At 40.9% G+C, this 13302-nt stretch carries 15 protein-coding genes; all 15 read right to left on the bottom strand.

The window, feature by feature from the left end:
- Positions 1-221 precede the first annotated feature (221 nt).
- The 15 genes from ACSQ2E_RS02610 to ACSQ2E_RS02540 all read right to left on the bottom strand — a co-directional run bounded on the left by ACSQ2E_RS02610 (position 222) and on the right by ACSQ2E_RS02540 (position 13214).
- Positions 222-1472, bottom strand: a complete 1251-nt coding sequence (locus ACSQ2E_RS02610) for a motility associated factor glycosyltransferase family protein (protein WP_435989217.1) — start codon at positions 1470-1472, stop codon at positions 222-224.
- A complete protein-coding gene (locus ACSQ2E_RS02605; RefSeq protein ID WP_435989216.1) occupies positions 1469-1837 on the bottom strand; it encodes a hypothetical protein in 369 nt (122 codons plus the stop codon). The genes ACSQ2E_RS02610 and ACSQ2E_RS02605 overlap by 4 nt, the downstream gene beginning before the upstream one ends.
- The gene (locus ACSQ2E_RS02600) at positions 1830-3614 is read right to left on the bottom strand and encodes a motility associated factor glycosyltransferase family protein (RefSeq protein ID WP_435989215.1); all 1785 of its coding nucleotides are present in this window, start codon (positions 3612-3614) and stop codon (positions 1830-1832) included. The genes ACSQ2E_RS02605 and ACSQ2E_RS02600 overlap by 8 nt, the downstream gene beginning before the upstream one ends.
- A 59-nt stretch (positions 3615-3673) precedes the next feature.
- Entirely contained in the window at positions 3674-4492 is an 819-nt protein-coding gene (locus ACSQ2E_RS02595) for a flagellin (protein ID WP_435989214.1), read from the bottom strand.
- A gap of 157 nt (positions 4493-4649) precedes the next feature.
- Positions 4650-4871: a carbon storage regulator CsrA gene (gene csrA / locus ACSQ2E_RS02590; RefSeq protein ID WP_034764426.1), complete on the bottom strand. Its 222-nt coding sequence runs from the start codon at positions 4869-4871 to the stop codon at positions 4650-4652.
- 4 nt (positions 4872-4875) lie between these two features.
- On the bottom strand, positions 4876-5319 hold the full coding sequence (gene fliW / locus ACSQ2E_RS02585; RefSeq protein ID WP_435989213.1) for a flagellar assembly protein FliW: 444 nt from the start codon (positions 5317-5319) through the stop codon (positions 4876-4878).
- An 18-nt stretch (positions 5320-5337) separates the two neighbouring features.
- Positions 5338-5928 carry a DUF6470 family protein gene (locus tag ACSQ2E_RS02580; RefSeq protein ID WP_435989212.1) on the bottom strand — a complete coding sequence of 197 codons (591 nt, stop codon included), beginning with the start codon at positions 5926-5928 and terminating at the stop codon, positions 5338-5340.
- Between the two features lie 74 nt (positions 5929-6002).
- Positions 6003-6908: a flagellar hook-associated protein FlgL gene (gene flgL, locus ACSQ2E_RS02575; protein WP_435989211.1), complete on the bottom strand. Its 906-nt coding sequence runs from the start codon at positions 6906-6908 to the stop codon at positions 6003-6005.
- 14 nt (positions 6909-6922) lie between these two features.
- Positions 6923-8500, bottom strand: a complete 1578-nt coding sequence (gene flgK / locus ACSQ2E_RS02570) for a flagellar hook-associated protein FlgK (protein WP_435989210.1) — start codon at positions 8498-8500, stop codon at positions 6923-6925.
- Between the two features lie 29 nt (positions 8501-8529).
- Positions 8530-9024: a flagellar protein FlgN gene (locus ACSQ2E_RS02565; protein ID WP_435989209.1), complete on the bottom strand. Its 495-nt coding sequence runs from the start codon at positions 9022-9024 to the stop codon at positions 8530-8532.
- A gap of 17 nt (positions 9025-9041) precedes the next feature.
- Entirely contained in the window at positions 9042-9311 is a 270-nt protein-coding gene (flgM, locus tag ACSQ2E_RS02560) for a flagellar biosynthesis anti-sigma factor FlgM (protein WP_435989208.1), read from the bottom strand.
- Positions 9312-9421: 110 nt separating this feature from the next.
- Positions 9422-9838 carry a TIGR03826 family flagellar region protein gene (locus ACSQ2E_RS02555; RefSeq protein WP_435989207.1) on the bottom strand — a complete coding sequence of 139 codons (417 nt, stop codon included), beginning with the start codon at positions 9836-9838 and terminating at the stop codon, positions 9422-9424.
- Positions 9839-9898: 60 nt separating this feature from the next.
- Positions 9899-10492, bottom strand: a complete 594-nt coding sequence (locus ACSQ2E_RS02550) for a ComF family protein (protein ID WP_435989206.1) — start codon at positions 10490-10492, stop codon at positions 9899-9901.
- Between the two features lie 97 nt (positions 10493-10589).
- Complete coding sequence (locus tag ACSQ2E_RS02545) at positions 10590-12080, bottom strand: DEAD/DEAH box helicase (RefSeq protein ID WP_435989205.1); 1491 nt, start codon at positions 12078-12080, stop codon at positions 10590-10592.
- Between the two features lie 282 nt (positions 12081-12362).
- Positions 12363-13214 (bottom strand): DegV family protein, encoded by an 852-nt coding sequence (locus tag ACSQ2E_RS02540; RefSeq protein ID WP_435989204.1) that lies wholly within the window; start codon positions 13212-13214, stop codon positions 12363-12365.
- Between the last annotated feature and the right edge of the window lie 88 nt (positions 13215-13302).

Raw genomic sequence — 13302 nt, 5'->3', positions numbered from 1 at the left:
GAAGTTTAGTAGAATATTAAACAATATTGTTATTTACACTTTTGATTGATACACAAAGACAGAATACTATGAACTGTTAGTTTTTGAACATTCCCATCGACTTAGCCAATAGATAATTCTAAACTTAAACATATATAAACTACCGGTCTAGAATCCCTTGCCTCAGCTTGTGGACCATCTACTCAGAGCTTAATAATAGCTCTTAGGTTATCTATTTTTTATTAGTCCCACCCCAAAAACTTTTCAAAAGATTCGTGGTTCCAACCTTGTATATAAGCGCCACCTTCCGTGCAATTCCAAAATTCAATGTCCTCCTTGTTCCCTATATAAACTTCAAACCACTCTAAATAAATTGATAAGTTCTTAGGAGTGTGTACAAAACCATCTTGATAGAAATTGGGTACTTTCCTCAAGAATGCTAAATCAGAAATTTCCCGTGAAGCATGTGTGAAATTAGCATGACTTTTATTATTTGTATAAGCTAAATCCTGACCAATTAGCGCAATTCTTCTAGCCCCTAAAAATATCATTAAATCAAGTAAACATGTAGCCACAGACCCCCCCGTTTGTATTAATGGCTCATTCCTTAAAATCGCTTGATCTTCGGCCCGATTATATCCCTCTTGCCAAACAATATATCTTTGACCCTTAAAACTAGAAACAGCACCATGATTAGCTGTACTTAAATAAAACAGGGAAGTCTGCAAAGTGTTACAACCTTCAAATTGTTCTTGTATTAAGTCACTAGGATCAGAAATCATAACAAAATCGGGAATTATCCCCTTTTTGACTAAAGGTTTATAAGCAGTTCCTACAGCACCAATGCAATGTTTATTACTTTTTGAAGCATCCTGTAAATAATCTAGTTGTTTTGTTAAAGAAGGTCCCGCCGATACTAAAATCATTGAATCTTGTTGTGGCTTTACGTATTCTCCAATACCTTTATCATTCTGCTTTAAATTCAAATCAAAATTCTTTTGAAAATCTTCATTTTGATCAATAATTGTCCGTTCTTGAATAATATAATTTTCTAATTTGTTCCTTATTTTTAAAAAAATTCTAGAAAATATTTTCAAAGCAGGCTGATAAATTATCATATCTTTATTAATAGTTAATGCGAAGTATTCTAAATCTCTTTGTTCTTTGATGGAGCGGTATTCAACTCTTTCATCTGAGATTAAATCATCAACTAAGCCACTCTTTAAAATCCAATCGGTAAAGTGGTCATTAAAATCAAAGATAATAATCTTTTTGATGTGGGGCAATTCTTTCAGCATGACCCGGATATGATGTCCAACACCGATTCCAAGAACCACTTGTATCGCCCGCTTTAACTTTTGTGGGTCGATGCCTTCAAACCATTTTTCCGCTTCAAAAACTGGATCATACTTGCTATGTAAATAGAATGCTTCTGTTTCCTTAGTTACTAAAACAGTAGGTTTAGTTCTTGTCGATATTTCTTGAAATTTCACCTAATATCACCTAGAAAGTTCACTTTCTTTTCCCAATTTATTAGCAACTCTTCAATTTCATATTTTAATAAATCACCTAGCAATACAAAGTCTTTTTTCTGAAAGGCTGATTCAGTCTCGAATAGAGTTTCATTCATTTTATTCATTTTTAAATCTGTCAGGTACCCAACTTCCTCCAAACTATTAATTGACCTGATAGTCCATTCTAAACCTTCAAGAATTTTGTAAAATAATTCAAATGCTGACTTTTCATTATTTTTCATTAATAATTCAACTTCAGTTTCAATTCCAACAATTAATTTTGGAATATATTCTTTTAGAAAATATATATTATTTTGAATTAATTCCTTATCCATCTCATTCACCCTTTATCAACTCCTGTGATATATCGTTCAGTAATTCTTGATAATAATGTATAGCTTTTTGCAAAGAAATTTGAATCCCTTCGTAAAGGGCCAATGATTTTAAATAGATTCTCTTTTGATTCATCTCAAAAGTTTCAGATTCTTTTTCCAAAAAATTATTATTAACAGAGTGAATTACTTCTCCAAATAAATAGAATAATAATCCACTATTTAAAAGTAATTTTAGTTTTTTGTCTGATTTTTCTAATTTCTTATTGGTTTTTATGTTAAAGATTGGTTTTTGGGGATTTAATTTGAGTAATATATCTAGGGCTACTGTACATAAAGCTTGAGCCTGTTGGCATTTTTCTTTTTCTCCATTCATAATTTCATATAATTTTTCCCAATTTTCATTAGTCTTTATATAATTCTCACTACTGAATAATTGTAAGAACTCCTTTGAAATTTTTTCTTTACAAAATTCATTTATAAACGATTTAAATGGAGTATTTACACACCCGTTAATGAATGCTCCTCCCTCAGTACAATTATATACTTCTCTACTATGATTTAGATAATTCAAGTAAAGTTCAAAACCTCTTTTCATTGAAAAGAATGGATAGTCCGTTAAAACCTTGTCTCCGTGATATCCATCTATTTCGAACATTTTTCGTTCATTCATTTTAACTTTATCAATTTTCGAGAAATTTATATTTCCAATAGCATGCGAAGCATTATCCGTATATGCTAAATCTTGGCCGATAAGACACACTGGACCGTTGGTCAATTTATTGGCTATGTCAAGAGTAAAGTTTGCAACCGAGCCTCCACCGATAACTTCTCCAACCTTATATTTTAATAATTCATCAACAATTTGATTACTTTGATCATGACCTTTACTATTAAAAATAATCTTTTCACCACTATGCAATTTTAATATCTCTGTATTAAGTGTCATAGAATAAAATAAGGGAATTGTGAAATCTTTTAAATTTTTAAAATGATTATAATTTTCTAAACCCCCGTCAATTGAAACTATCCCATCTGGAACTATTCCATTATCTAATAGAGTGTTTAATGTAGAACCAGCACAAAGCAGAAAAAACTTATTAAGATTTTTTTTGATTAATAGCAAATGCTTATCTAAAGAAGGCCCTCCAGAAGCTATCACAACCGGACAATTCAATTTTCCTGCTAAAGTATTGAGGGGCTTAGATTGAAATGCAAAATAAAAATTTCTAATGAAATTTTCTTGCCAATTTTCAGCAAATCTACTTAAAGTATTTCTGTTTACAGTCTCTAACATTAAAATTTCTTTAATTTTCACCATTGCTTTTTTGGTGAAATTCGGATATATCTTATCATAGTTAGGAGAGATGATTAATTGTATCCTATTGTTATATTCTTTCACTAAAGAATATAATACTTTCTCCAACTCTTCATTATGCAAACCTGATATAATCTTTACTTTTTCTGTATCTAATAAACATTTTAAATTTTCCATTTTCTCCAATATATTTTTGTTTGGTTCAATAATTAATAACTTTTCTTTGTTACTTAATAACGAATGAAGCTCATTGGCAATATTTCCAGATCCAATTCCAAGTAAAATATGACAATTATTCTTCCTATAATTTTCTTGGCTGATTTTTTCCGCTTCTATTTTCGGTCTGTATTTACTAGTTGTCAAATATCCCTTTATCTCATAAACAGGCATGCCTTCCTTTGAAAAGAAAGTTTTAACCTTTGAAGAAACTTCTTCATTAATCAATTGGGTTCTATCAATATTCAGATGCATCAAATCCTCCTTAAAAAAGAGGCAACCTGATAATCGGTTGCCTCTTAACTATTTTTTTATTAACGAAGTAATTGAAGAACTCCTTGAGGCTGCTGATTCGCTTGTGCCAACATTGCCTGAGCTGCTTGTGAAAGAATTGAATTTTTAGTTTGTGCCATCATTTCTTTCGCCATATCCACGTCTCTAATTCGGGACTCTGCAGCTGTAAGGTTTTCTGCACCTGTATTTAAATTATTGATTGTATGCTCTAAACGGTTTTGATAAGCACCAAGTTTAGAACGTTCTTCCGATACTGTCTCTATAGCATTATTGATTTTAGTTAGCGAAGCTTGAGCATTTGTAGTAGTGTCTACTAGAATGTCAGCAGACGCTCCTATGCTCAGGTCAGACGCTTTCATACCATTGATAGACAAAGTAATGGTTTGTCCTGCATTTGCACCAACCTGGAAATTATAGCTAGCATCCGTTTGTAATAACTTTTGAGTATTAAACTCTGTTTCATCTGCTATTCGAGTTATTTCAGTTTGTAGTTGGGTTAACTCTTTAGAGATCGCTTGTCTATCTTTAGTGACATTAGTATCATTAGATCCTTGAACCGCTAACTCACGCATACGTTGAAGGATTGAATGTGTTTCATTTAATGCACCTTCTGCAGTTTGGATTAAAGAAATTCCATCTTGAGAGTTCTTGGAAGCTTGCTCCAATCCTCGGATTTGTCCACGCATTTTTTCAGAAATTGAAAGACCCGCTGCGTCGTCCCCTGCTTTATTAATTCGTAGACCTGAAGACAATTTTTCCATTGATTTCCCTTGCTCAGTAGAAGCACTATTCAACTGACGATAAGTATTCAATGCCGCAATATTATGATTAATTCTCATAACAATAATTTCCTCCTTGAAAGTAAGTCCACATCCTTGTGAACTATATCATTTTTTAGTTTGCAACAAGTCACAAAGGTCGGCCGCCCTTCTCCTCATTGCTTACAATACTATTATCGGTTGTTTCGACTGGTGTTTAATAGTTTCCGAAAAATAATTAATCATTTTTTGGCAAAAGATTAAACAGGTTGTCGATTCCTTTGGAAGCTTCGGTGTTTTCTTCCTGGATAGAGAGGTAGACTTCTTTCCGGTGGATGTCTACGTTCTTAGGAGCATTGATCCCGAGTTTCACTTGATCCCCTTTGACTGAAATGACGGTTAACTCAATGTCATCTCCAATTTGAATGCTTTCTCCGGTTTTCCTTGTCAGTACTAGCATCCCATCACCCCTTCTTTCCTGCAGGCTGTGCAAAGATCAGGTGCTTGGTTTGATAGTTTGAATTTGTTAAGATGACTTGTTTACCTTTGCGATTTGCCAGGTTAAGAATGATAGGGGCCTGTAAATTAGCTGTAGATTCATTAAGCGTGTCTCGTACAGTAAGAATAGAAAGCACCTGCACTTCTTTTTCAGAAGGATTATCCAGTAACTCCACACTAGCCTGATCCAGCTCAAAATCATATTCCTTAAAAAACACAAACGGATCTGTCACCACAAACCCAAGCTGAGGAGTCTTCACCGATTGCAATATATGAAACCACTCATTTTCCGGAAGTGGCAACAATACAAACTGCTTCTCTTCCCCAAACCCTGGGATCCCATAATCAAATGTCAAAATGTCTTCAGATTTCACTTCTATTTCTCCATGATATTTCGTATCGATTTTCATCAGCTTCATTCCTTCATTCTATATTTCTTGTTCGTAGTTGATCCCTACGTGTTTTAAGTTTGCAAAATCAATTTGCAGGTCTGCATATCGTTTCAAGCTGACATCCACTTGGGCAGGTGTGTACTGTATATTAGGCTTTTGAGGACGAGAGTTATTCACGACTTTTTGAGGTTCAATGTTCACCTTCACACTTCCAGGGTCATAGCTGATTTTGACGCTCCCCGCAGATGGAATCCATCCTATGTTAAACTCATACATCGGATCTTCACTGTTCCGTTTAGCCTGGGCGGCAATCGCGCCACCACCATTCTCGATCATCATCAGCTCATCCCCGTCCTGGGCGACACGGGCAAGTCCCGTCAGCCAGTCTTCATATCCTTGTTGGGAATATTCCTCAATCCTGCGGCGCACCGATTTCAAGTCCATATCGGCCCGTGCCTCGGTTTGATCAATGGTCAGTTTGGACGGCGTCCGTTCAATTTCCATCTTTGCCCCGGGCTGCTGGATATCCAATTCTGCCGGGGGCTGTTCAATGTCCATACGTCCTGGAGTCGTCCGGATGCTCAGGGCTGCTGACGTGGATTGCAATCTTATTTGTGGAACGTTCATACGTATTCACCTCCATATAAAAAGGGACTGACCCTAAGGTGACAAAACACCTTAAAGGGTCAGTCCCCTTGCTTTTATCGTAGAAAATCCATTAATGTCGGCTGAATGATTCTGGCTCCGACGCTGAGTGCCGCTCTGTGGACGCTTTCCTGGGTTTTCAAATCTGTGATGACGCGTTCGATATCGGCATCCTCATTATCTGATAGAATTCGATTCGCCGTTACTTCCTGTTGTGACAGTCGGTCGTCGACCATTTCAAGACGATTGTACCTGGCACCGAGTTCAGAACGTTCTGCTGATAATGTGTTCATCACACTGTCCAGATTCTCAAGCTCAGAATCAAGAGCAGAATCATCTCCCGACTCCAATGCTTTTTGGATGTTGTGCACTGTATCAAACAGCTTTTGATTAAAGACCTTATTAGGATTAACATTGGCTTTTAAAGAAACACCTTGCGAAACCTCTACAGGATAAGCATCGATAGCACCGTTGCCTAAATTGTCAGCGACCTGCGGAGCACTTCCATCTGTGGGATTTCCGTCCTTGATCGGAGAATTCCCAACGTCTGTACCATGAAAAATATATCTGCCGGCCACTTTTGTTTCCGCGACACTGACAAGGTCTTTTTTAATCTGTTCAATTTCCGTAGCAACCGCTTTTCGATCTTCCGGACTTAACGTTCCATTTTTACCTTGAATCGTCAATTCCCGAACACGCTGCAATCCTTGATTTGCCTGTTCGATTCCAGACTCCGAGTTTTCCATCCACAAGTAAAGTTCCGATAGATTCCGTTTGTACTGCTCGATCCCTGTCAGGTTCGAACGATAAAACATCCCTTTCATCGCAACAACCGGGTCATCAGAAGGTTTGGTAATCTTCTTCCCTGTGGCCAATTGATCCTGTAATTGCCCCATTCGTCCATAAGATGAACTGAGATTTCTCATCGAGTTCGCCGTCAGCATACTTTGTGTTACGCGCATAGTATTTCACCTACTTATCTTCCAACGGTACCCATACCGTTGATGATTTTATCGAGCATTTCATCCTGCAATGTGATCATTCTGGCAGAGGCGTTGTAGGCATGCTGGAATTTGATCATGTCGGTCATTTCTTCGTCAAGGGACACTCCGCTGACGGACATTCGACGTTCGTCCACGGCACCTCTTAACACTCCAGAGTTGCTTGCGAGTCGGACGGATTCTTGTGATTCTACTGCCATTTTTCCAATCACGGATTCAAAGTGCCCTTGGAATGACGCTTCTTTTTCGCCGTAAGGAAGTTTCGTCGTTGTGATGATGTCGGCAAGGGCCAGAACATTTGATGCGTCTCCGAGAGTCGGATTATCTGCACCCGCAGTTGCGATATTGTCGAGGTTGCTCATTTCATCGGCTACTTGAATTCTTTGAGCGAAGCCTGCTTTCGGTACATCATCAAGATCTGCTGCGGCATTCTTTTCATCCTGGAAGAACTTTGGTGTATTTGGTGTGAAGTTGTCAGGATCAAAATTAGGATCATTCATCTGTTCAGGTGTGACCCCTTGTTGATGCTGGTCATTAAATGCCTTGGCGAATTCATACGCCATGCTGTCCAGTTCGCCTAACATACTGATGTAGGAGCCTTCTGCTTCACCGTCTTTATTTTTGAAGCCGTATGTATCGACAAGGGCTCTCAGTTTTCCTTCGCCTTGTGATAAAAAGTCTTTAATATCGAGTGTTTGTTGACCAATCGAGACAGAATCCACCGTATTTTGTGGGCCATCATAGGTAAGCTTAACTTCATTGACTCCATTTTTCCCGACGAGGTTGACAGCCAGGTTTCCGTCTTTCCCGACCAATGTGACCGTGACGGCTCCTTCTGCGATTGGTGACGACGCTCCACCATTGGACTGGTAGCTCGTTTGGATGGAAACATGCTGTGAAAGTTCATCGATCAATCGGTCCCGTTCATCGTATAGATCATTCGGAAGATAGCCGTGTGGTTCCACATCGGCTATTTGTTTATTGATGTTATCAATTTGTCTGGACAGGGAATTGATTTGCTTTTCAGAGACAGACAGCTCATTTTTCAGATCGCTACGGACACTTGTTAAGGAAGACGATAAGTAGTTGAATGTTTCAGCAACGGCTTTCCCTCTCTCAACGACGACTGACCGCGCACCAGAGTTGGACGGGTTAACGGCTAGATCCTGAAGGGACTGCCAGAACATATCCATCGTTTTAGACAAGCCTGAATCCGACGGTTCGTTCATGACCTCTTCCATTTTCTTCATCGCTTCCATTTTCGTTTCCCAGTAGCCAAGTTTTTGGTTTTCGCCTCTGTACTGCATGTCCAGGAATGAATCACGCACGCGTTGAATCGAACCGGCTTCGACTCCCGTTCCGATTTGGCCTGGGATTTGCGGACGGTTCATGGCTGGGGAAGGATAGGGTGTCGTTTGTTCAAAGTTGACTCGTTGACGGGTATATCCAGGGGTATTCGCGTTGGAGATGTTGTGGCCGGTAGTATAAAGGGCGCCCTGCTGGGTGTACATGCCTCGTTTTGCCGTTTCCAGGCCCATAAAAGTGGATCGCATGGTGTTGCCTCCGTTTCAATTAGTAAGTGCTATGCTTTCGAATCAAAGATGGATCGACTTGCCGGTGCTTTTTTTTCACCGTTTGGTCGTGAATAGGTGGATTGTTCCGGCTGATGCTGCGTCATGGATAGATTCATATTCACGAATTGAAGAGATTGATAGACAAGCTTTTGATTCAGCTCGTTTTGAGCCTTCAATTCTCCGATGATACCGACCAGCTTTTCATGCCATTGGGCGAGAATTTCTTGTTCCTGGACTGAACTGTGCTCGATGCACTGAGAAATCGTGGGAGCCTCATTGAAAGATGCTCCCCTTGATTGAAGATAGTTGCTGGATTCCCGCTGCCGCTCAGCTTCCACCGTATTAATGGCGGCCAAATGCTTCTGTTCATCCTTCAATACCTGATCGAGTTCATTCATATCACCTTTTTTGATGACATTCGTTTTATTCACTGAAAGATCGAACAAACTTTTGTGCAGCTTATACAGTTTTTCAAGAGTTGTAGTTAGATTGGTTGCTGACATGTTTGTTCGCTCCTTCTTTACTGTCCGTTATAGAAATTCTTTAATCCTTTAGCAACGGCTTTCGGATCGATGGTGTAATTCCCGCTCTGTACCTGATCTTTTAGAGACTCTACTCTCGCCTGGCGCTCTTTGCCGAGTTTGGAAACCTCCTGCATTTCTTTGGCCGCAGAAGAAATTTCGATTTTGTCGGATGCAGGTTTCCCCGCTTTCCCTACTTCATCCATTTTGTTCAGGTTGCGCTTGTAAGGATTGATGTTCTGATTTCCGATAGAGTTAATCTTCATCATGTTCCCTCGCTTTCTTCACGTACATGGTTTCTACCTAGTATATCGGATATATAGGAGATTTGTTTAGTAATAGAGCCTGGTTAGTTCTTCCTCATTTATTTTGGTTAGCACTAGTTCTTTTCTCTCATGGTGTAATAGGTTCTCTGACCCGATTCCTGGGATTTCTTCTTCCATTCCTGTTCCGTTTCGAACTTTTTCAGATCACTGGCAAGTTCAGAAGAACAGTCACCGCAGATTCGTCCCGTCCCTATAATCTTCCCACATTTATCACAAGGATAACCCATATTTGGAAATTGTCTTGTCTGGATCCGGCCTTTTTTCACCCATTTATATAGAAGTTCCTCGTCTACCCCGGTTACTTCAATGACACGATCCATGGTCGCAGCACGGTTCTCCCGTTTCTTTAAAAATTGGTAGACGGTCTCATACATCTTTTCTTCTTCTCTAAAACACTTGTCGCATACATCACGGAATTTATTTTGCATAAAAATCGCGTTGCAACGTGGACAGTTGATGATTTCTGACATATCGGTTTCCTCCCGGTGAAGCTTCTCTTACACTTTATATCGGAAGGAAAGGGGTTTGCTTTAACCCCTGGCGAGAGTTAAGGATGATACCTCGTCAGCACCAGCGTCCTTCATCAACTTTGCCGCCTGCCTCAACGTCGTCCCCGTCGTATAAATATCATCAAACAACAGAATCGACTTTCCCTTCACATCACACTCTCTCAACTGAAAAACCTGCACCTGGCGAAGACGCTCAGCACGAGTCTTCTTCGACTGCTTCTCAGAATGCAAACGCGTGAGGATATGTGAGGGACGGACCTCTGATTCTTCCAACAGTGTGGTAGATTGATTGAATCCTCTCTCATAGAGGCGTTCATCGCTGAGTGGGATGGGGATGATATGGTCATATTCTATTTTTGTAAGATAAGATTTAATCGTATGCGAGAAGGCTTTGGCCAACGTATAATCCCCCCGGTATTTGTATCTCGCCAAGTACTCTTTCAAAAAATCATTATAGTGATACAACGAATCGTTTTTATGGAGAATCCCCTTCCACTCCGGATCCAAATCCCACCGATGGCAGTCCAGGCAGATCTCTTCTTTTACGAGACTCGATGGCAATGCCTCCAGTGAACGGGAGCATCCCCTGCAGCGCTGTCCTTCTATCTTCTCCAACTGACCCTCACATTCCTGACACAGAAATTGGGGTTCCCTGTAGAATAACCCTCTCCACGACCATATCTCTTCCATTTCGCTACTACAATTCAAACAGTTAGTGACCATGAATCAATCCCCTTTTCCCCGCTTCTTTATTCATTTGGTCGATATGAAGGAGTGCCTTGATCATTTCCCTTGTGCGGCCGTAATGGAAATAGGCGATGTCTCCTGTTGGATAATCAGCGCTCCTCCCCACCCTGCCGGCGATCTGAACGAGTGCGCTTTCGGTGAAAATCTTCTCTTCGGCACCAAGGACCGCGACATCGATGTTTGGGATCGTCACTCCCCTTTCTAAAATGGTTGTCGTAAGTAAAATCTGAACTTCTCCCTGTCTCATCTTCATAACTTTTTCTTTTCGTTGGGGATCCTCAGCATGAACCGATTCAATGAGGGGATGCATTTCTTGAAATAGAGGCAGGGCCTTTTCCATAAGGTCGACGGTGGGGAAGAAAATCAGGGCTTGTTTGGATTGCTTGAGTCTTAATGAGGTCCATTTTTTCAACGCAGGGGGAATTTGATTTTTCTTAAGGGATTTTTTCCAGAGTCCGCACCAGACAAACCTGGGAAGTGGGATCGGATGGCGGTGGAAACGGGCAGGGATTTGGATAAAGCTTCTTTTTCCCCGGGCACATTCCTGTTGCGTTTTACGGTCCGGGGTTGCCGTCAGATAAATGATGGACGCGTGGGGCTTCCGGGCTTTTACTACTGCCCCTTGCAGAGAGGAATCGTAGGAATAGGGGAACGCATCGACTTCGTCTATGATCATGACATCGAAGGCTTCTTTGTACCTGTAGAGTTGATGGGTAGTGGATAGAACAAGTTGGCCATAGCTGTGCCGGTCCTCCGAGCCCCCGTACAGGGTGGTTACTTCTGTTTGAGGAAACACTTTTTTGAGGCGGGGAGACAGTTCCAGGATGACATCGGTACGGGGTGCGGCAATGCAGACCCGCTTATCTTGCTGAAGGGCTTCGTATATTCCTTCAAATAGTACCTCCGTCTTGCCGGCTCCACATACGGCCCAGACGAGAAGGTCATTGTTAGCTTGAATGGCAGATATCATTTTTTCCGATGCTGCTTTTTGCGCTTCTGAAAGGGTACCGGACCAGTCGAACGTTACCGGTGGAGAATCCGGTCCGGGACCATTCCACCTTATGAGCGGCGTGCACTCAGACACCCTCCCCATCATGATGCAATTACGGCAATAGGTGCATCCGGTGTGGCATCTGGAACAATTGAAAGTAGCCAATAGATGAGGTTTGTTATTTCCACAACGATGGCATTGACCCTCTTTTACACCTTTTTCATAGGAAACGTAGCCATTCAAATAATGTTCATGAAGGGTATGAATTGAAAATGGCATCTCGTCTACTAATAAAGACCTTCCACTTAGATAGGATTGCAGTTCTGATGAAAATTGGAAAGATGGATTAATTGGATGTGGCGGAATGGAAGTGAATTCCGAGATTTTTTGGAGAAGGGGGTGTGGTTCTTTTACAAGGGGCTCAGGGATTAACCTTTGATCCATTAAAGCAAAACGCAACTGCATCACTCCTTATGTTGGATAGTATTGTATTCTACATTTGAGGTTGAAAATCCTTCCTAATAAAAATGGTGCCTGGCACGAAACGATCGTTTTGTGCCAGGCACCGTTAGAGAGTGTGGGAGTGTGTACCTGGTACATGATGACCAATTTGTACCTGGTACATTAAGCAAAGTTTGTACCTGGTACATGACGACCAGTTTGTACCTGGTACATCAATCAAAGTTTGTACCTGGTACATCAAGCGCATCTTGTACCAGGTACAAATCAGCAGTCAAAATCAATCCCCTACCGGCTCATCTTCCTCGCCCAGCCCATCCCCATCGAACCTTCACCTAAATGAGTCCCGATGACCGGACCGAAATAACTCACATTGAATTCCACGTTCGGATACTTTTCCTGAAGCTCGTTTTTCCACTCAATCGCTTCATCTTCCCGATTGGCGTGAATGATGGATGCTTGATAGGCTTCACCTGACTTCACGGCTTCTTCGAGGATTCCTTCCACACGCTTCAACGCTTTCTTTTTTGTGCGGATTTTTTCAAAGGGTACAATGACTTTGTCCACGAAGTGCAGCAGTGGTTTTACCTGTAACAGGCTCCCGATGATCGCCTGTGCTTGAGAAAGCCTGCCGCCGCGCTGCAGATGGGCGAGGTCATCGACCATGAAGTATGCCTGTACGGATTTCTTCATTTCATCCAATAACCCAACGATTTCTTCTGCCGTTTTTCCTTCACGGGCAAGCTTGGTCCCTTCGATAGCGTAAAAGCCTTGGATCATGCAGCTGATTTCTGAGTCATAGGGGTATACTTTAATGCTTTCGACCATTTCACCTGCCTGCACGGCACCTTGATAGGTCCCGCTGATTCCGCTGGACAGGTGAATGGAAATGACGGCATCGTAGTCCTTGGAAAGTTTCTCGAATAGCTCGACGAATTGTCCGACCGGGGGCTGTGAAGTGGTAGGGAGTTTTTCCTGGATGCTGACTTCTTCGTAAAATTCACTTGCCGTAATATCAACTTCTTCTTGATAGGTTTCTCCTCCGAAAATGACGCTGAGAGGAATCATATGTATGTTGAGTCGATCACGCAATTCTTTCGGGATGTAGGCGGTACTATCCGTTACAATTGCCGTTTTCATATAGAATTACCATCCTTATGTTTTATTTTTAATAGCATGTGCTATGCGTTAGTCTACCTTATGTATCTTACTTATTTTATATGAAAGT

This window comes from Rossellomorea sp. LjRoot5, from assembly GCF_964253455.1.
GTDB lineage: Bacteria > Bacillota > Bacilli > Bacillales > Bacillaceae_B > Rossellomorea.
The sequence above is the reverse complement of the archived record's forward strand: the minus strand, read 5'-3'. Positions and strand labels throughout refer to the sequence as shown.

Coding starts and splice junctions, on each gene's coding strand:
- ACSQ2E_RS02600 (WP_435989215.1), bottom strand. CDS start 3,614: ATGCATCTGAATATTGATAGAACCCAATTGATTAATGAAGAAGTTTCT.
- ACSQ2E_RS02595 (WP_435989214.1), bottom strand. CDS start 4,492: ATGAGAATTAATCATAATATTGCGGCATTGAATACTTATCGTCAGTTG.
- csrA (WP_034764426.1), bottom strand. CDS start 4,871: ATGCTAGTACTGACAAGGAAAACCGGAGAAAGCATTCAAATTGGAGAT.
- fliW (WP_435989213.1), bottom strand. CDS start 5,319: ATGAAAATCGATACGAAATATCATGGAGAAATAGAAGTGAAATCTGAA.
- ACSQ2E_RS02580 (WP_435989212.1), bottom strand. CDS start 5,928: ATGAACGTTCCACAAATAAGATTGCAATCCACGTCAGCAGCCCTGAGC.
- flgL (WP_435989211.1), bottom strand. CDS start 6,908: ATGCGCGTAACACAAAGTATGCTGACGGCGAACTCGATGAGAAATCTC.
- flgK (WP_435989210.1), bottom strand. CDS start 8,500: ATGCGATCCACTTTTATGGGCCTGGAAACGGCAAAACGAGGCATGTAC.
- ACSQ2E_RS02565 (WP_435989209.1), bottom strand. CDS start 9,024: ATGTCAGCAACCAATCTAACTACAACTCTTGAAAAACTGTATAAGCTG.
- flgM (WP_435989208.1), bottom strand. CDS start 9,311: ATGATGAAGATTAACTCTATCGGAAATCAGAACATCAATCCTTACAAG.
- ACSQ2E_RS02555 (WP_435989207.1), bottom strand. CDS start 9,838: ATGTCAGAAATCATCAACTGTCCACGTTGCAACGCGATTTTTATGCAA.
- ACSQ2E_RS02545 (WP_435989205.1), bottom strand. CDS start 12,080: ATGCAGTTGCGTTTTGCTTTAATGGATCAAAGGTTAATCCCTGAGCCC.
- ACSQ2E_RS02540 (WP_435989204.1), bottom strand. CDS start 13,214: ATGAAAACGGCAATTGTAACGGATAGTACCGCCTACATCCCGAAAGAA.